The organism is Dyella psychrodurans (assembly GCF_003363265.1).
Lineage (GTDB): Bacteria > Pseudomonadota > Gammaproteobacteria > Xanthomonadales > Rhodanobacteraceae > Dyella_B > Dyella_B psychrodurans.
Genome location: NZ_QRBF01000007.1, coordinates 26,047 through 43,969, shown reverse-complemented (window position 1 = coordinate 43,969; position 17,923 = coordinate 26,047). Strand labels below are relative to the sequence as shown.

Sequence of the window (17,923 nt, the reverse complement as noted above, 5' to 3'; positions counted from 1 at the left end):
CAGGCGTTAGAGCCTATCAGGGGAAATCTCATGAACTTTTCTGTACATGGTCCATTCGAAATTCCTCGTATCAAAGGGCTAATTGATACATCTATTGCAGCAAAAAAAGCGTTCTGGCAATCCGTTGATTCAACTTCACCGGGGCTTTCGTCCGCATGTGGTTGCTACGTTTTTTCAGTTAAAGCCAGGCGGGGGGCGCTTCCTTGGTATGTGGGCCTCACTACGAAGAGGACCTTCAAAGATGAGTCTTTGGGCGCTCATCAGATCAATCACTACAATCCTGCCATCGTCAATAAAGTTGGCGTAAAAGCCCAATTATTCTTTCTTGCCAAAGAAACTTCGTCCGGCAAATATGCAAAGCCTTCAAAAAATCCGCACCGGGACATCGAGTTCTTGGAGACTTTTCTATTTGGTATCGCCCTGAATCGCAACCCGGCGCTGCGCAACGCGAGGAACCTGAAATTTCTAAGGAATATCTGTGTGCCAGGCGTAGTCAATTCCCCTCAGCGCCGCCCTTATAAGCCGGAGCGCGAGCTCAAATCTGCGCTTGGGCTCTAACTCATCGTCCAAGCGGACGCGCTATCCGCGCGCCGCTTAACTCAAGCGTTAGGCCTTATGAAGAATGCTCCACCCGGATACGAGTGTCCGTTCTGCGGTATTGCTGAGGCGCTTCCGTCGCCTGCGCCAGAATCAGCCGTTGTCTTGGTGGATGCCAACGTGTTCGCTTTGGTTCCGACTCACCACTACGCTGGAATAAAAGGCAACTGCTTGGTAGTACCTCGGGGCCACTATGAAAACGTGTTGGACATTCCGGATGACCTTGGCAGCGACTTCTTTCGTGTCACGCGTCGCCTAGCACACGCCATGCAAAATGCGTTCGGGTGTGAAGGAATATCCACTCGCCAACACAACGGTCCGGCCGGCAATCAAGATGTATGGCATTACCATCTTCATGTATTTCCTCGCTACTCAAACGATGGATTGCATGCGGGGCAGAAAGTGCCCTACACCACAGAGGAGCGAATTGAGTTGGCGGCCAGTCTTCGGACTGCTTTGCGGTAGCGTCCGCCTTCGACCCGAAGCGGATATTCCAAAGATGCTACTGAGGAGGACCAAAAATGATTATCGGTGCTCACATGGTTGTCTATAGCAAGGACGCCGATGCGGACCGCGCATTTTTCCGCGATGTCCTCGGGCTGCGTTCGGTAGACGCAGGTCATGGCTGGCTTATTTTTGCCCTGCCACCCTCAGAAGCCGCATTGCATCCATCCGATGAGAATGGCGTTCACGAGCTTTATCTCATGTGCGACGATCTGAAAGCCGAGATGGCGTCGCTTGCAAAGAAGCACGTTGAATGCACGGAGATACAGGAGGCCCGATGGGGCTCCATCGTAAAGATTCGGCTTCCAGGTGGAGGCGATATAGGGCTCTATCAGCCGAAGCACCCTACCGCTTTGGGCTTGAAATAGAGCGCGTAAGCTACGGTCCGCTTTCGACCCATGGCGGACATATCCACGACCGCCTAGGGTGCGCTATTTCAGTGGCAATGACTTCAAAGGGGGACGTCATGAAGAAGGGGACGAAAGTTGCACTGTGGTCCTTGGCCGCGATCGCGCTTGCACTTGGGAGTGCCGCTGTTGGCTTTTACGAGGGCCTTGGTGTTGGAGCGAGGACCATGGGAGGGATTGCGGAGACAAACGCGGCCCATGACGCCTTGTCCGAAGTCCGATATTCGATGGTCGCGCTGGGTTCAAGTGATCTGAACTTATCGCAGCATCAATTGGCTGTTCACATGAGAGCTGCTCTCTTTCAACTCGGGGCGTTGTCGACATCTAAGACCTTCATCCAATGCACGGACAAGGACAAGCGCGCGCTCACAGCCGCAGCCGCTTATGTGGCAATGCACCCCGATCCAGTCCTTTTCAAGCCCGATACTTTTCTGACAACTGGCATGACCTACTGTGAAACTGATCACGTTGATGCACGCACAACTCGAGTTGAGTTCGATCTTCCATCTTCCCTATTTGGGAAATTTGGCAGATCAGAAGTGACGAACGTAGGGCTGAGCCTCGACAAGAAGCTTGTTGCACTCATCTCGATTGCTGCCGAGAAAGCTAGCAAAGCAATTTAGAGCACTAAATTACTTATTGGCCGCTACGGACAGAAAGGGCGTAGCGCTTTGGCGAGCACCCTACGACTCGGGAAAAGGCCGTGCTGAATGCGCTCGCGGATTGAAAGCCAACATTAAAGGCGATCTCGCTGATGCTCTGCGTTCCCCGCCGCAATTCATCCTTTGCAAGAGCCATCCTCCAACGTATCAGATATTCGATTGGCCCCTTGCCGACAACCTTGGGAAAGAGAGTTGCAAACTTAGAACGCGACACGCCGCAGTGCTTCGCCAGACTAGAAACAGTCCAGTCATGTGCGACCTCGCGGTGCATCGCCGAGAGCGCTTGCGCGGTGATTGGGTTGGCTAGGCCGGCAAGCATTCCTGCTGCTTCCTGGCCCGCTGTCAGTCCATGGTTTCTAAGTATTTCTACGAGAATCAGCTCCATTAACCGGGCGATGATGAACTCATTGCCTGGTCCGGGTTGCAAGGACTCCCTCTCATTCATCTCTAGCAACGTGCGCACGCGCCATGAGGACGCATCGCCTGCAGCGATATGAACCAGTGACGGAAGCAGGTCCGTCAAAAGGTCTTCGTTAGCCGTATCGAACACAAACTTGCCCGCGTGCAGCGTAACCGGAAGCTCTGCGCCCTCGCCGAGCTTGCGTCGCGCGCCCTTTGTCACGCCAGTCATCGTCTCGCTGTCTTGGGGCTCAACAGTTGGGTCCGAGGTGAGCGTAAACGGCGTTGAAGTACGGATCAGGACGAAGTCGTCAGTCTGCAGGCGAACAGGCGTCTTCTGCGGGCGAACGAGTTGGCATTCCCCGCGTTCTACCCAGCAGAACAGAAGATCATCCCTTTTGTGAAACGCCAAACCCCATCGGCCGGCGCCATCAGTGCCGCCCCATAGCGTCGCGCGCGGCCTCAGTAGTTGGATGAGATCTAGAAAGGGGTCCATATATTTGGACTACTGATAACGTCTTTTGGCGTTTTAATTATATACCGTATCAAAGTCGGCCCCTAACATTTCGGCATTGGCTCTAGCGAGCCCTGCGGCAAATGAACGGAGTTACCGATGTCTAGCCTTTCTCGATCCGCCCCAGACGCGAGCGACCGCCTTACAACGCTCGATCCGAATTCTCGCCAAATCACGACGATCAACACCTATACGGTTGCGCCCGAGCGCGCCGAAGCAGTGTTGAACTACTTGGTGTATTCCGCAGAGGAGATCGTTCGGCATGTGCCTGGCTTTCTCTCCTTCAACTTCCACCTGAGCCTTGATCGCACACAGATCGTTAATTACGGCCAGTGGGAAAGTCGCGAGGCCGTCACTGCAGCGCGCGAAAACCCCAAGATCGTTGCTCTCATGAAAGAGACCGCTCAGATCGCGGGCAGCTCCAACTCGATGCCTTACGTGTTGCGCAAGTCTGTGCCGGCCGCCGGCAAGTAACACGCGCGCGAAGCGGCACTACCCACGACACAAGGATACGATCATGACAAACCAGCCCCCCAAAATCTTGATTACGGCAGCCGGCGGTAAGGTCGGGCAGCATGTGGTTACGCAGCTATCCAAACATGGGGTCACTGCGCGCGCAGGCTTTCACACGCAAGAGAAAGCGTCGGCACTTCAGCAGACAGGCATCGAGGGCGTCGTTCTTGATTTCGAGAATCTCGAGACCATAGCTGCCGCGTTCGAAGGTATCGATACTCTGTTCCTGGTAACGCCTGGCTCGCCTTATGCGAGTCGGCAGGAAGAGCGGCTTCTGGCCGAAGCGAAAAGGGTCGGCGTCAACCGCGTCGTGAAGCTGTCGGGCAAGATAGCCGAGCATCACAATGTCGGCTTCTCTGTTTGGAATCGTGAGGCTGAGCGACAGATCAAAGAGAGCGGCATCCCCTATACGATTCTGCGCGGAAATTTCTTCATGCAGAACCTTTTTGGTAGTGCGGCCCAGATCAAGCAAGGTGCTTTTACCATGGGACCGGCCGCCAAGAAAATCGCCTGGCTCGATGCCCGCGACGTCGCGGCCGTTGCGATCGCCGCTCTCACCGAACCGGGGCACAGCGGACAGACCTATGATCTCAATGGTCCGGAATTACTGGACGGTCATGCCCAAGCGGCGGTGTTTTCCAGCGTGCTTGGTCGGCCGATCAAATACCTGGATGTGTCGGCAACGGACTTCATAGAGAGCCTAAAAAAGTTCGGAATGCCAGATTGGCTGGTCGAGGCCTTCGCAGTCTCCGCGGCAGATTCCGAAATTCCTGGGGATCAGTCAAGCGCCATGGTCGAGCGGATATTGCGCAGGAAGCCAAGCTCGTTGGCGCAATTCGTGGGCGATTACCGCAGCATATTTAACCCTTAGATCCGCAACGAGGTTGAGACACTATCAGGTGTCTACGGAATCGGGGGCGTATCAAAGTATGTGCAGGCACATACAGACTTTGGAGTTCTGTCCACCCAAGTGATTTGACACGCGAGTCTCATCACGCCCCATTTGCACCAAACCAGCGCATTGTCCATGATGGTGCAATGAGCGAGCAGTCGTTCCAGAGCTGGGCGGAGCAGATGGCGACCGGATTGGCGGTGGTCGACGGGCACCTGCGGGTGCAGTGGATCAATGCTGCGCTGGCGGAGTTGCTGGGGCTGGGGCTTCGGCATGCGCAGGGCCAATCGTTGGCCGGGCTGCTGCCCGAAGCCGGCGTAGCTGAGCAGGCAGTGCGCAGTCTTGCCGAGCAGCGTTCCGTGCAGTGTCGTGGCGTGGCGCTGACGGGAATTCAGAGCGGCGGGTTGCGGGTGGATGTGTCGTTGCAGCCGCTCGATGCCGACAGCTTGTTGGTGGAAGTGCATGCGCTCGCGGAGCCCGCTTCTGCGGTGTCGCCGTTGTCGGCGACCTTGCGCGGCTTTGCGCACGAGGTGAAGAACCCGCTCGCCGGTTTGCGCGGCGCTGCGCAATTGCTTCAGCGTCGTCTGGACGATGCGGATATGCGCGCGCTTGCAGGCCTGGTCATCGCGGAAGCGGATCGGCTGGCGACGTTGGCGAATCGGCTGTTGCATCACGATGGCGCGCCGCGTCTGGGCGACGTGAATCTGCATCAGTTGCTTGAACGCTTGAGCGAGCTGATCCAGGCCGAACCATCGCCGCCCCGCCTGCGTCATGACTACGATCCGAGCCTGCCCGACGTGCACGGCGATGCCGATCGCCTGCAACAGGTGATGTTGAACCTTGCGCGCAATGCCATCGAAGCCGGCGCAAAGACGCTGACCTTGCGCAGCCGCGTGGAGCATGGAGTACGGCTTGGCGACCACATGTTCCGCAGCGCCTTGCGGCTGGATGTGATCGACGACGGCCCTGGCGTGCCCGCCGCGCTGCGCGACACGCTGTTCGAGCCACTGGTCTCCGGACGTGCGGACGGTACGGGGCTTGGCCTCGCGCTCTCGCGTGAGATCGCGTACGAACATGGCGGCGAATTGCGTTACGTCAGCCGCCCTGGTGAAACGATCTTCTCGCTCTATCTACCATTGCCGCCGCGCTCACCTGCGTTGGCCGACGTTGCGGGGCGCTCCGATGGCTAAACACTCCGATACTCCCGGCATCTGGATCGTCGACGACGATCGCGGCGTGCGTTTCGTTCTCGCCGAGGCTTTGCGCGACGCGGGACTGGCCGTGCGCGAATTCGGCGATGCGGCAAGCGTGCGCGACGCCTTGCGCGATGCCACGCCGGCTTTGCTGGTTACCGATGTACGCATGCCGGGCGAGGGCGGCCTGGCTTTGCTGGAAGAACTGCGCGCACGCCAGATCGGGCCGGTGATCGTGATGAGCGCCTACACCGATGTCGCGACGACTGCCGCCGCATATCGGGCCGGCGCTGTGGATTATCTCGCCAAGCCTTTCGACCTTGATCAGGCACTCGCCGCTGTGCAACGTGCCCTGGCGGACGTTCCGCATGCGGATGCGACGCCGCAGATCGCCAGTGAACCTTCGCATGCCTTGCTCGGCGAAAGCGCGCCGATGCGCCAGGTGTTCCGGTTGATCGGCCGCGTGGCGGCCAGCGATCTCAATGTGCTGGTCACGGGCGAAACCGGAACAGGCAAGGAATTGGTGGCGCGTGCGCTGCACGAAGAAAGCGCGCGCCGCGGCAAGGCGTTCGTGGCGTTGAACACGGCGGCGATCCCCAGCGAATTGCTGGAGAGCGAGTTGTTCGGGCACGAAGCCGGTGCGTTTACCGGCGCAACGCGTCGCGTCGCGGGACGTTTCGAACAAGCCGAAGGCGGCACGCTTTTCCTCGACGAGATCGGCGACATGCCGCTGATCCTGCAGACGCGACTGTTGCGCGTCCTGGCCGAGGGCGAGTTCTATCGTGTCGGCGGGCGCGAACTGATTCGATGCAATGTGCGCATCATCGCTGCGACGCATCAGGATCTGGATGCGCGCGTCGCCGCGGGACAATTCCGCGCCGATCTCAAGCATCGCCTGGATGTCGTGCGTATCGAACTGCCGCCGCTGCGTGAACGTCGCAGCGACATTCCCTTGCTTGCGCAGCACTTTCTGGTCAGCGTCGCGCAAGAATTGAAGCTGCCACCCAAGCGCTTCTCCAAGGCGGCGCTCAAGGCCATCAGTCAACGCGATTTTCCGGGCAATGTGCGAGAGCTAGAAAATCTGTGCAGGCGTCTGGCGGTGATTGCATCCGGCAACGAAATCCTGCCGGCCGATCTTGGCACTTCATCCGAGACGCAGCGCGGCGACTGGACCGATGCGTTGCGCGACTGGGCCGATCGCGCGCTGTCAGATGGCGAGGCCGACATCCACACGCGTGCGCGCGAGTCGCTCGACCGCGTGCTGCTGGAAGCCGCGCTTGCCGCCAACGAAGGACACCGCCAGCACGCCGCGACGGCACTGGGCGTCGGCCGCAATACGCTGACGCGCAAACTGGGTGCGTCGCGTACGCGGCGCAAACCGTAACGATTCAACGGGAGTTCAAACCGTGTCGACATTGACGATCCGCCGCGCAGAACGCGGCGATATTGCGGACATCGCAGCATGGAATGCGGCCATGGCGTGGGAAACCGAGGAGAAGCGCCTGGATATGAAGGTGCTGATGCCTGGCGTGACCGCTGTGTTCGACGAGCCGCGTCGCGGGTTCTACATGGTGGCCGAGCGGGATGGCCAGGCGGTGGGCTGTCTGCTCGTGACCTACGAGTGGAGCGATTGGCGCAACGGCGATTTCTGGTGGATCCAGAGCGTGTACGTGGCACCCGAAGCGCGTCGCGGCGGTGTGTTTCGTGCCCTGTATGCCGATGTAGCGCAACGCGCGTCGGCGTCGGGGGCGGTGGGCTTGCGGCTCTATGTGGAAACCGAGAATCGCCGGGCTCAGCGTACTTATCAGGAGTTGGGCATGTCCGAATGTCATTACCTGATGTATGAGCAGATGATTTGAAGGGCGCGATGCGTCCTTAAACTGGCATGCGCGACTTGTTCCCTCTCCCCGTGTGTCCCGGAGGGGAGAGGGGGTTGTCGTGTAAGGAGGGTTGCTTCAGGCGGGCTGTTCGGCCAGGCGTTCCTGGAATTTCGCTGCCGGCATGGGAGCGCCGAACAGGAAACCCTGCATCTGCGAGCAACCGGCTTCGCGCAGGAAGGTGCTTTGCACTTCCGTTTCCACGCCTTCGGCGATCACATCCTTGTTGAGGCTGCGCGCCATGTCGATGATCGCGCTGGTGATCGCCGCAGTTTCGGCATCCAGCGTGATGTCGCGCACGAACACGCGATCGATCTTCAAGGCATCGACGGGAAAGTGCTTGAGGTAGGAAAGGCTGCTGTAGCCCATGCCGAAGTCGTCCAGCGACAGGCGCACGCCGCGCTGGCGGATGCGGCGCAGCAGACGGATGGTGCCGTCGCCGCCGCTCATCATCGTTCGCTCGGTCAGCTCGAGTTCGAGCAGGTGCGGATCGAGACCGGTTTCGTTGAGAATCGCGTCGAGACGCTCGTAGAAGCCCGCATACTGGAATTGCAGCGGCGACACGTTGACTGAAACGGGGATCGCCCAACCCTCGCGCTGCCAGGCGCGTGCCTGCAGACAGGCTTCGCGCAGCGCCCAGGTGCCGATCGAAACGATCAGGCCCGTGTCTTCCGCGACGGGAATGAACTGGTCGGGCACAAACAGGTCCACTCCGTCCACCTGCAGGCGAAGCAAGGCTTCGGCACCCACGATGTGACCGTGTATGGCATCGACTTTAGGCTGATATTGCAGCGAGAGTTCGCCGTGGGCCAGCGCGTGGCGCAACACGTTTTCGATGCGCTGGCTGGCGGCGGAACGCTGGCTCATTTCCGGCGCGTAGAAGCAGTAGCCGTGACGGCCCTGCATCTTCACTTCGTACATGGCGGCGTCGGCGGTGCGCACCAATGCGTCCGGTTCGGTGGCATCGTTCGGGAACAGGCTGATGCCGATGCTGCAGCGGATATCGAGCGGCGGCAGGTGCGGTACGCGCGTGTGCGTGCATGCGTCGAGCAACTTCTGTGCGAAATTGGCGGCCTCTTCGGCGCCGTCCACACGCGGAAGCAATACGACGAATTCGTCGCCGGAATAGCGGAAAGCGAGGTCTTCGCTGTCGCGCAGCGCGCCGCGGATCTGCTGCGCCACCGCCTGCAAGACCTGATCGCCCACGCCGTGGCCAAGCGTATCGTTGATGCGGCGGAAGTGATCGAGGTCGAGGTAGAGCAAGGCGCATTGACGATGGCGTTGCGTGGCCATCGAGGTCGCCTGCTCGATGCGCGCGTACAGCAGGCTGCGGTTGGGAAGGCCGGTCAGCGTGTCGTGCTGTGCAAGCTGAATCATCTTCAGCGCCAGCGTGCGGTTCTCGCTGATGTCGTGGCAGACCAGCACGCCGCCCGTCACGTTGCCGGCATGGTCGTGGATCAGTGCGGCGGATGTTTCGATCGGCGTCTCGAAGCCGTTGCGGTGAAGCAGGATCGCCCTGCCGCAGAAATCGACCAGCGCGTTGCGTCGCATGGCCAGGCGCAAGGGGTTTTCCAGCGGCTGGCGATTGTTGATGTCGCGCACGCGGAAGATGTCGTCGAGCGGGCTGCCTTTGGCGTCGCCGCTGGACCAGCCGGTCATCGCCTCGGCAATCGGATTGAGCGAGGTGATGTTGAGGGCGACGTCCGTCGTGAAGACGGCATCGCCGATGGAGTTCAGGGTGACTTCCGCGAGCTGGCGCTCGCGGAACAGCGCTTCTTCGTATTGCTTGCGCTTGGTGATGTCCTGCACCTGGCTGACGAAGTAATTCAATTGCCCGGATTCGCTGCGCACCAGCGACACGCTGAGCAGCACGTGCACGACATGTCCGTCGCGATGGATGTAGCGTTTCTCGGTCTGGAAAGCTTCGCGCTTGCCGTTGGCGATTTGCGAGGCGAGGGCGTCGCTTGCGATCAGGTCGTCCGGGTGCGTCACGTCGCGCCAGGTCATGGCGCGCATTTCCGTTTCGTTGTAGCCGAGCATTTCGCACAGCGCGGCATTGACGCGTTGATAGCGGCCGCCAGGCAGGATCAGCGCCATGCCCACCGCCGCATGCTGGAACGCTTGCGAGAAGCGCTGTTCGCTGTCGCGCAATTGCTCTTCCAGCGCGTGCCGCTCGGTGATGTCGGTAAAGACAGTGAGTACGCCGCACAGCTTGCCGTGCTGGTCCAGGTCGGGCGTGAACGTGCCATGCACGTAGCGATGCTCCGGCCGATTGAAAAGCTCGCCCTCGTAGCTGGAGGGGTGGCCATCCAGTGCTTGCAGCAGGGCGCCGCGCACGCGCAGGTAGCTTTCCGGATCGAGCACTTCGCTGACCAGGCGCCCCATGATCCGATGGGGGTCGATCTCGAACCAGTGGCGGTGAGCCTCGTTGGCGAATACGAAACGTTCGTCCAGGCCGATATAGGTAATGAGCGCGGGAACGCTCTGCACCACGTGCGCAAGCAGCTCCGACCCCGGTTGCAGGGGGGGCGAATGGCCTTCGATAGGCTGCGTCACCTTTGGCACGTCGATCCCCCGGCTCAACCGGTCATGGCATTGGCCCGCACATCATGCGCCGGACGGGGTGCGGTTTGCATCCTATGCACGCGACGAAAGCCGTCGAGCCTCAGTGCAAGGCGGTCGCGGGTGCGCCGAGGTGGCCGTTTTCATCCAGCTGAATGCGGCCCAGCGCGTGCAGATCGCTGGCGATGCCGAAGCGATCGGCCAGCGTGGTGACCATCGGTCCCAGCGCCGCCGCATGCAGCGGGTATCCCTGCGCGAGCACGCGTGCGCGGCCTGCCGGTCCGCGTTGCGCGACGGTAATGGCCACCACGCCCAGGCCCGTGGCTTCGTGAGCGAACAAGGCGGGAGCATCGTACGCGCTGTCGGTCGACGCCAGGATTTCCGCCAGCCAGCCCTCGCCATGTTCGACATCGCCACCTTGCGCGGCATCGAGTTGCATGGACAGGCCATGCGCGTGCAGCAGCGCGGCGTATTGGCGCAATTCGAACACGATGCCCGCGAAAGCATGGCTGCGCTCAGTGTTATCGCCGCCTTGGGTGGCAAGCCACTGCGCGGGCGATTGCGCGGAGACCTTGCCGTCGGCGTAGTGCCAGGCCAATCCGCGTGCGCTGAGCGTGGTTTCGGCGCGATACGGCGTCAGCATGGCCGCTTCCAGCAGTTGCCAGAGCGGAGCCAGGTTGACGTGTTCGTACTGCACGCAGGTGAGTGCGATCAGGTCGTTGCGGCTGAGGTAACGCGCGTGTTCCAGGCGTGCGCCGAAACAGCGCATCAACCAGTCCGCGGTGCGTGTGCCGGCTTCGCCGCGGCCGACGAGTTCCACTTCCAGGCGTTCGGACAGCTCTTCGGCCAATGCTTCAGGCACGAGCAGACTCAGTGGCAAAAAGCGCATCGGGCCATCGGCGTAAGCCGGGTCCGGCTCCAGCGACTGGGCGGGCATGTGGCCGTCGTGGTTGCCGAAGGCCACGACATTCTCCAACTGGCCGCGCGGCACGCGGCGCGCGAGTTCGTCCAGCGTGGCCCAGACGGGGAAGCCCGGGCGCAGCAATTCGACCGCGTCGAACAGCGCACCGGTCAGCGCCAGCCGTGCTTGTGTGATCTGCGGAACGAGGGCACGCAGATCCTCGGCGACCAATGCGGCCAGCTCGGCGGCCTCATCGCGGCTCAGGCTCAGGCGTTGCGGATGCTCGCCGGGGGACAGTTCCAAGGCCAGAACGGCGGGCAAGGCTTGCAGCGGGCCGGCTTCCACGTGGTGATTCCATCTACTACAAAGGGAAGCAAGTCTAACATTTGCCCATTTGGCGCCATTCCGGGCTTTCGTCAGGGCACAGAGCGGGTTAGCCTTGCCGGATCAGGCGTATCTGGACAGTCAGGCTATGGAAAACACGCAGCAGCGCGTCGGTGTGATCGGCGGAGTGCGAATCCCGTTCTGTCGCAACAACACGGCGTATGCGGACGTAGGCAACTTCGGCATGTCGGTGAAGGTGCTGGGTTCCCTGGTCGAGCGATTCGGGCTGCATGGCGTGGAACTGGGTGAAGTGGCGATGGGTGCGGTGATCAAGCACTCCTCGGAGTGGAATCTGGCCCGCGAAGCCCTGCTGAGTTCCGGCCTGGCACCGACGACCCCGGGCATCACCACCGCCCGCGCCTGCGGCACGTCGCTGGATAACGCCATCATCATCGCCAACAAGATCGCCGCCGGTCAGATCGAGGCGGGTATTGCTGGTGGCTCGGATACGACGAGCGATGTGCCGATCGTCTTCAGCCAGCGTCTGCGCAAGCGCCTGCTGGCGGTCAATCGTGCCAAGACGCCGATGGAAAAGCTGAAAACCGCCGTGCGCGGTTTTTCGTTGCGCGAATTGAAACCCTCGTTTCCCGGCGTCGCCGAGCCGCGCACCGGCATGTCGATGGGCGATCACTGCGAGAAGATGGCCCGGGAATGGCACGTCGGTCGCGAGGATCAGGATCGTCTGGCCATGGAGAGTCATCGTAAATTGGCGGCCGCCTACGAAGCCGGCTTCTTCGAGGATCTGGTGGTGCCGTTCCGCGGCCTCAAGCGCGATGGTTTCCTGCGCCCCGATACGACGATGGAAAAGCTCGCGTCGCTCAAGCCCGCGTTCGACAAGTCATCCGGACTTGGCACGCTCACCGCGGGCAATTCCACCGGTTTGTCAGATGGCGCGGCAGCGGTGCTGCTGGCCAACGAATCGTGGGCGGCCAAGCGTGGCCTGAAAATCCAGGCCTATCTGCGCGACGCCGAAGTGGCCGCGGTGGATTTCGTGCATGGCGAAGGTCTGCTGATGGCGCCGACCATCGCGGTGCCGCGCATGCTCGCCCGTCACGGCCTCACGCTGCAGGATTTCGATTTCTACGAAATTCACGAGGCGTTCGCCGCGCAGGTGCTGTGCACCTTGCGTGCGTGGGAGTCGGCCGATTACTGCAAGAACCGCCTGGGCCTGGACCAACCGTTTGGTTCGATCGACCCGGCCAAGTTGAACGTGCATGGTTCCAGCCTTGCGGTCGGCCATCCGTTCGCGGCGACCGGCGCACGTGTCGTCGCCACGCTGGCGAAGTTGCTGGAGCAGAAAGGTTCGGGTCGCGGCCTGATTTCCATCTGCACCGCCGGCGGCATGGGCGTCACCGCGATTCTCGAGCGCGACTGATCGCTTACAAGACACCCGTCACACCCGCCCCAAATGCGGTGATCAGGCGCGTGTAGAGCAGCTTGGGCGAAATGTCGACGTCGGGAAAATCGCCCACCGGCGCGTAGCAGCGGTTGAAATCCGGATCGGTAGGCAGCAAGGGCCCGCATCCGGGCTTGATCTCGTAGCTGGTGGCGTAGCGGAACGGCCACACGTCGAACAACGGAAGTTTGGCGGAGATATCGCCGATCGCGCGACTGATATCGCCCAGCACGGGAATGACCGGCTTGCGCTCCGCGATCACCCAGGCATTCTGCGGTTGCGTGGCATCGAGGATCGATGCGCGAAGTTGATGCGCGAAGCGTGCGTCATAGACGATCACGCCGGCTTCGGTGTTGTAGTGGTCCGAGCGCGGATCGAAGTTGTGCGTGCCGACCATCGCCAGGGTGTCATCGATGACCAGCGACTTGGCGTGCAGGCCGAAGCGGCGTCCCGCGCTCAACAACGGCGCTGGCCGGTTGCGGCGGCCGTTGCTGCCAAAAAGACCGGGCCGGCGGTCGGTGCCGGGAAAGCGTCTGCGCACCTTGCCGTCCGGCGTCACCTCTGCGGTGGGTGCTTCTTCATTGTCTTCTTCGTCGACGACATTGGCCTGCGTATACGCGTCCATCGCGAGTTGCGCATGCGGTTTCATCTCGTAGATGTTGAAACCGTATTGCGTGAGATAGTTCTTGCGGAGTTTGTATGACACCGCATAGACCGCGAAGGCGTCGGTGGAAGCAAGCGAATTGGTCGATACGATGATCTGGGGCGCCGGGTTGTCCTTGTGGAGTCGCTTGAAAATCTTTCTCGCACGACGACTCATCACCAGATACGGGGTCTGCAACACCACCTCATGGTGCGCATCGCTCACCATGCGCATGACATTCGCCGTGAATTGGCGTGCCTCGCGCTTGTCCGGTTGCTCGGTCTTGGCCGGATGATCGCTGAAGAAGTCGACCTTGCCGGTACGCAAGCTGGTATCGACCAGATGTTCGGCGAGCCACGCGGGATCTTCCGCCTCGTCCTGGGCATCGGCCACGCGCGCCGGGTTGACGTAGTGCGGTGCGGGCCATGGCGGTGGCGTGGGATCGTTGCGAATAAGACGATTCACATCGCGCAGGTGCGTCAACGGCACGGAACGCTTGAGGTTCCAGAACAGGTTGAAGCTCGCCGCCATCTCGCGTGCGGCCGGACCGCCGACCATCACGTCGCGATCGACGTAATTGAAGTCGTTGTCCCAGTTGAAGTAGCGGTCCTGATAGTTGCGCCCGCCCGTGATGCCGATGCTGTCGTCCACCAGCAGCAACTTGTTGTGCATGCGCTGATTGAAACGCATGAAGCAGCAGACGAGACCGGCCGCGAATTCCAGCGGTGGCGTACGGGAGTTGTAGAAGGTGGGGTTATAGATACGCAACTGCAGGTTCGGACTGACGCGCGCGAGTCGCTCGAGCAGGGCGGGATCCTCGAAGGAAAACAGCTGGTCGGCAAGGATGCGCACATCGACGCCGCGGCGAGCGGCGCCGATCAGCTCGTTGAGGGTCAGTGTGCCGATGTCGTCTTCATCCCAGATGTAGGTCTGCACCTCGATCGACTGCCGCGCGGCGCGGATCAGATTGATGCGCGCCACCAGCGCCGCTTCGCTGTCGTCGAGCAAGGTGACGACATGTTCGGGTTGGTCGGCGGTGGAATGCGCCAGTGCATCGTCCGCGCCGTCGAGCAACGGCGATGGCGTGGCGCAATGGTCGGCGCGCTCGCAAGTGGTCTGGTGATCGATGCTCGAAGCCACGATCGCGTCGGCTTGGCGGATATGCGCACGGCTGGTCGCACAGCCCTGCAGCAGGGCTGCCAGTAAAACAGGGATAAGGTAGCCGCCGCGCAGGTGCATGCCGCGGATGATAGCCGCCGGCTAGAGACTTTCGGGTTGCAGCGTGATGCTCAGGTTCAGGTCCACGCTATCGGAAAGCGCGAGGCGGTCGCTGGTCATGCCGAACGTACTGCGATGCACGCGACCGCTGAGCTGGATGCGGCAAGGCGCCGCCGCCAGGCGGTCGCAGTGCACGGGGTGCACCGCAAACTGCACGGGCGCGGTGACTCCGCGCACGGTGATGTATCCGGTGAGCGTGCCGCCGTCGTCCAATTGATCTTGCGAGATCGGGTTGGAGACGAAATGGATGATGGGGTGGTGGCTGGCATCGAAAAAGTCCGGCGCCAGTACCCACCGGCGCAGACGTGTCGACGGCATCGCCACACTGTCCACCGGGATGTCGGCATTGACCACCCAGCTATCGGGACGCGGGCCCGGCACGACGTTGCCGACGACATCCGAGAAGTGACCGTTGACGCTTTCCAGCCAGAGCACGCGAACCTGGAAAGTGGCCTGCGAAGTGACGGGATCGATGCGGTAATCGGCTTCGCTGGCAATGGCGCAAGCCGGCAACAACAACAGTAGCGAGAGCGCGAGCCGCCTCACGGCGACCAGAACGCATCCAGTCGTGCGTTGCCCGGTTCCAGCGGGCCATCCAGATGAAGCACGGCCAATCCGGCCGGCGGCATGCCACGAAATTCATCGGAACGGCCTTCGACCAGCAAGGCCACCAGCCGCTCGATACCTGGATTGTGACCGACCAGCAGTAGCGTGTTCACGTCATCGTGTTGATCGAGCAAGGCCAGCAACTCGCCCGGCGTGGCGTTGTAGATCTCCGGCGCCATCTGCATGTCCGGCGCGCGTTCCAGTGCGGAAAGCGCAAGTTGCGCGGTGGCGCAGGTGCGTTCCGAGGGGGAACAAAGCACGCGATCGGGACGCACGCCATGCGACTTCAGCCACGTGCCGGCGGCACGAGCCTCCTGTTCACCGCGACCGCTCAGGTGGCGCACGACGTCCTCGCCGCCCGGCGGCGCGGGCTGGGCTTCGGCATGTCGCAGCAGGATCAGTTCGTGCATGGTCGTGTGTTCTCCTGAAAGATGTTCCGGTTCAATGCGGCTCGGAACATGCTCAATGCTGGCGTTTGATCCAGCGTAGCAGCGGCGCCCAGTCTTGTTGATGGCCGCGCACCTGCTCGGACCCGTAGTCGAAGATGCCCTTGCCCAGCGACGTCAACAAGACGTAGGCCTGGGTGTCGCGCAATTGCGCCACCACCGGAAACGGCGCCTGTTCGGCCAGTTGTTCCATGGCATCCTGGCTGGCGTGCGTCCACGGCTTGAGCCGGTTGCCTACCAGCGCCACCGGCAATTTACCGCGCTTGATGCGGCTGATGCTGCGCAGGTGTTGCAGGAAATTCAGCGTGGCGTGCAAGTCGAAGGACGACGGCAGGGCGGGTACCAGCAGCACATCGGCCTTTTCCAGATAGGGCTCGAGTTCTTTCTCGTGCGAGCCGGCGGCGGTGTCGATCAGCACGCGATCGGTATCGTCGGGCAACTTGTCCAACGCCTTGCGGCCGCCTTCCATCGCCAGAACGCCCGGCACGTTGTCCGGACGAAGGCTGGCCCAACGAAAGCTGGAGCCCTGCGGGTCACCGTCGACAATGGCCGTGCGCTTGCCATCCTGTGCCCAATGCGAGGCCAGTTGGGTGACCAGCGTGCTCTTGCCGCAACCGCCTTTGCTGCTTGCTACCAACACCGTGACCATCGACTACCCCTAATGGCGTGAGGTGGACCAAGGGTAGCGGGGGAAAGGTGAACTTGGGAACAGGGCGCGATGGCGCAGCGGCCATCGCACCCGATTTTCGCTTGTTAGTTTGTTTGGGCCGGCTGTGCGTCGGCGGGGGCGTCGGTGGGGATGCCATCGTCGTGCAGGGCGGCCAGCACCAGGCTCATCTGCGTACCGCCCGTGCGGGCCAGGGCCAGCAGATGTTGCGATTGCGCCTTGTCGTTCTGCGCGCGCAGGGACAGCTCGGCGAAGTTCTGCACCTGCCACACCAGGCTGCGGCGGGCCACTTGCGCATCCTGCTGCTGCGCAGGATCCGGATTGAGCACCTCGCGCAGATGCAGGCCGAGCGAACGTGCCAGCGGGCTGGAACCCCACTCCAGGGTCTTGCCCAGCTTCAGGCAGTCGTCCTTGACCGAGGTATCGTCGGCGGCGTGTTTTTCGCAAAACGTCGCCGTGTCGCGCAGGGCCGGCTGCGGCATGCCCTGGGCGCTGCCGAAGGCAATCAGCAGCTGCACGCCGTTGGCGCCGGCGGCGGAGTTGGGGTCGATGGTGGCGTTGGGCGGCGGCAACACGCTGACGGCGTTGGCCAGAGCCTTCAGGCCGATGCCCGAATAATCGTCATACAGCTTGGCGGCAGCGGCCTTGGCCAGGTCCTGGCGGGCGTCCTGCGACTTCAGGTTGTTGACGTCCTGGCTCAGCTTGGCCAGCCAGACTGCCGCATTGTCCGGCGCCTGCTGGACCAACTGCGCCAGCGCATCGGTGTTGGGGCAGCTGGAGTTCTTGGGGTCGCAGTCGGCCAGGCGGGCCCAGTTTTCGGCGGGACCGGCATCGTCCGCATGCGCGGCGCGTTCGATCAGCGCGTGGAAGGAGTTCACCTTGTTCTGGTTGGGGAGCGGGCGTGCCAGCAGCGCCGCGGCCAGCAGGCGTTCGGCGGCCCCGCTGGGTGCGAGCACGTTGACCAGATCGCTCTGGAACGAGGCCAGGGCCTGGTTGCGCGCGGCGGCGGCCTTGTTGGCGTTCGGTGCTGCCGCTTGCGGCTGGGTCGCGGCCATCGCAGGGGTGGCAAGTGCGCAGGCCAGGGTGAGGGCTAGGGGGCGACGCCATCCACGCATCGAGGGTGCTCCGTCATTCATTCATAAAGACGCCAGCATAACGGGCCGGCGTTGAGGATGTTCTGAACAGCCGGTTGGTCCGCGCCCTCCCAGCTAGCTGTTAGCATGTCCTCTTGCCCAAGCGGTACACAGGAGAATGCTGTGGAGTCGTTTTCGATGTTGGCCCAGGGGAACGCCCCATGGTTTGTCGGATGGGGAACGCTGGCCTTGATCAATGCGGGCCTGGCACAGGGAAAGAACCGCAACGGCCTGTTGTGGTTCGTGCTGTCGGTGCTGTTCGGTCCCTTCGCTACCTTGGCGCTGGTGCTGATGCCGAAGGTGCGTGACCGGCTGTTCTGACGCCTGCCGCGTGGGCAGGCGTCGAGGG

19 protein-coding genes are annotated in these 17,923 nt (G+C 61.8%); 11 read left to right on the top strand and 8 right to left on the bottom strand.

Annotated elements, in window-relative coordinates; all coding sequences use genetic code 11:
* The first annotated feature begins 30 nt into the window (after positions 1-30).
* From DWU99_RS20850 to DWU99_RS16840, 4 genes are all read left to right on the top strand, one after another.
* Positions 31-558: a hypothetical protein gene (locus DWU99_RS20850; protein WP_147292956.1), complete on the top strand. Its 528-nt coding sequence runs from the start codon at positions 31-33 to the stop codon at positions 556-558.
* A gap of 57 nt (positions 559-615) precedes the next feature.
* Complete coding sequence (locus DWU99_RS16850) at positions 616-1,062, top strand: HIT family protein (RefSeq protein ID WP_115479253.1); 447 nt, start codon at positions 616-618, stop codon at positions 1,060-1,062.
* A 56-nt stretch (positions 1,063-1,118) separates the two neighbouring features.
* Positions 1,119-1,469 (top strand): VOC family protein, encoded by a 351-nt coding sequence (locus DWU99_RS16845; RefSeq protein ID WP_115479252.1) that lies wholly within the window; start codon positions 1,119-1,121, stop codon positions 1,467-1,469.
* A 98-nt stretch (positions 1,470-1,567) separates the two neighbouring features.
* The gene (locus DWU99_RS16840) at positions 1,568-2,131 is read left to right on the top strand and encodes a hypothetical protein (protein ID WP_147292955.1); all 564 of its coding nucleotides are present in this window, start codon (positions 1,568-1,570) and stop codon (positions 2,129-2,131) included.
* A 13-nt stretch (positions 2,132-2,144) separates the two neighbouring features.
* On the opposite strand, the gene DWU99_RS16835 is transcribed toward DWU99_RS16840, so the two are convergent.
* On the bottom strand, positions 2,145-3,065 hold the full coding sequence (locus tag DWU99_RS16835; RefSeq protein WP_115479250.1) for an AraC family transcriptional regulator: 921 nt from the start codon (positions 3,063-3,065) through the stop codon (positions 2,145-2,147).
* Between the two features lie 117 nt (positions 3,066-3,182).
* On the opposite strand from DWU99_RS16835, the gene DWU99_RS16830 reads away from it, so the two are divergent.
* The 5 genes from DWU99_RS16830 to DWU99_RS16810 all read left to right on the top strand — a co-directional run bounded on the left by DWU99_RS16830 (position 3,183) and on the right by DWU99_RS16810 (position 7,540).
* On the top strand, positions 3,183-3,557 hold the full coding sequence (locus tag DWU99_RS16830) for an antibiotic biosynthesis monooxygenase family protein (RefSeq protein WP_115479249.1): 375 nt from the start codon (positions 3,183-3,185) through the stop codon (positions 3,555-3,557).
* Positions 3,558-3,600: 43 nt separating this feature from the next.
* Positions 3,601-4,467 (top strand): SDR family oxidoreductase, encoded by an 867-nt coding sequence (locus DWU99_RS16825; protein WP_115479248.1) that lies wholly within the window; start codon positions 3,601-3,603, stop codon positions 4,465-4,467.
* Positions 4,468-4,634: 167 nt separating this feature from the next.
* A complete protein-coding gene (locus DWU99_RS16820; RefSeq protein ID WP_115479247.1) occupies positions 4,635-5,678 on the top strand; it encodes a two-component system sensor histidine kinase NtrB in 1,044 nt (347 codons plus the stop codon).
* Entirely contained in the window at positions 5,671-7,065 is a 1,395-nt protein-coding gene (gene ntrC, locus DWU99_RS16815) for a nitrogen regulation protein NR(I) (RefSeq protein WP_115479246.1), read from the top strand. The genes DWU99_RS16820 and ntrC overlap by 8 nt, the downstream gene beginning before the upstream one ends.
* A 22-nt stretch (positions 7,066-7,087) precedes the next feature.
* Positions 7,088-7,540 (top strand): GNAT family N-acetyltransferase, encoded by a 453-nt coding sequence (locus tag DWU99_RS16810; protein WP_233511195.1) that lies wholly within the window; start codon positions 7,088-7,090, stop codon positions 7,538-7,540.
* A gap of 96 nt (positions 7,541-7,636) precedes the next feature.
* Here DWU99_RS16810 and DWU99_RS16805 read toward each other — a convergent pair whose 3' ends face one another.
* Entirely contained in the window at positions 7,637-10,123 is a 2,487-nt protein-coding gene (locus tag DWU99_RS16805; protein ID WP_233511194.1) for a sensor domain-containing protein, read from the bottom strand.
* Between the two features lie 100 nt (positions 10,124-10,223).
* Positions 10,224-11,366, bottom strand: coding sequence for a hypothetical protein (locus DWU99_RS16800; RefSeq protein ID WP_115479245.1), 1,143 nt, complete (start codon positions 11,364-11,366; stop codon positions 10,224-10,226).
* Between the two features lie 127 nt (positions 11,367-11,493).
* Here DWU99_RS16800 and DWU99_RS16795 point away from each other — a divergent pair, with 127 nt between their 5' ends.
* Positions 11,494-12,780, top strand: coding sequence for an acetyl-CoA C-acetyltransferase (locus DWU99_RS16795; RefSeq protein WP_115479244.1), 1,287 nt, complete (start codon positions 11,494-11,496; stop codon positions 12,778-12,780).
* Between the two features lie 4 nt (positions 12,781-12,784).
* Here the strand turns inward: DWU99_RS16795 and DWU99_RS16790 are convergent, their stop codons facing one another.
* The 5 genes from DWU99_RS16790 to DWU99_RS16770 all read right to left on the bottom strand — a co-directional run bounded on the left by DWU99_RS16790 (position 12,785) and on the right by DWU99_RS16770 (position 17,556).
* Positions 12,785-14,683: a phospholipase D-like domain-containing protein gene (locus DWU99_RS16790; RefSeq protein WP_115479243.1), complete on the bottom strand. Its 1,899-nt coding sequence runs from the start codon at positions 14,681-14,683 to the stop codon at positions 12,785-12,787.
* Positions 14,684-14,704: 21 nt separating this feature from the next.
* Positions 14,705-15,268 carry a YceI family protein gene (locus tag DWU99_RS16785; RefSeq protein ID WP_158543329.1) on the bottom strand — a complete coding sequence of 188 codons (564 nt, stop codon included), beginning with the start codon at positions 15,266-15,268 and terminating at the stop codon, positions 14,705-14,707.
* Positions 15,265-15,738, bottom strand: coding sequence for a SixA phosphatase family protein (locus DWU99_RS16780; protein ID WP_115479241.1), 474 nt, complete (start codon positions 15,736-15,738; stop codon positions 15,265-15,267). Before DWU99_RS16780 ends, DWU99_RS16785 begins: the two co-directional genes overlap by 4 nt.
* Before the next feature lie 52 nt (positions 15,739-15,790).
* Entirely contained in the window at positions 15,791-16,423 is a 633-nt protein-coding gene (locus DWU99_RS16775) for a ParA family protein (RefSeq protein ID WP_115479240.1), read from the bottom strand.
* Positions 16,424-16,527: 104 nt separating this feature from the next.
* Positions 16,528-17,556 (bottom strand): hypothetical protein, encoded by a 1,029-nt coding sequence (locus tag DWU99_RS16770; RefSeq protein ID WP_115479239.1) that lies wholly within the window; start codon positions 17,554-17,556, stop codon positions 16,528-16,530.
* Between the two features lie 156 nt (positions 17,557-17,712).
* Between DWU99_RS16770 and DWU99_RS16765 the strand changes: the two genes are divergently transcribed.
* Positions 17,713-17,895, top strand: coding sequence for an antitermination protein NusB (locus tag DWU99_RS16765; protein ID WP_115479238.1), 183 nt, complete (start codon positions 17,713-17,715; stop codon positions 17,893-17,895).
* Positions 17,896-17,923: the final 28 nt, after the last annotated feature.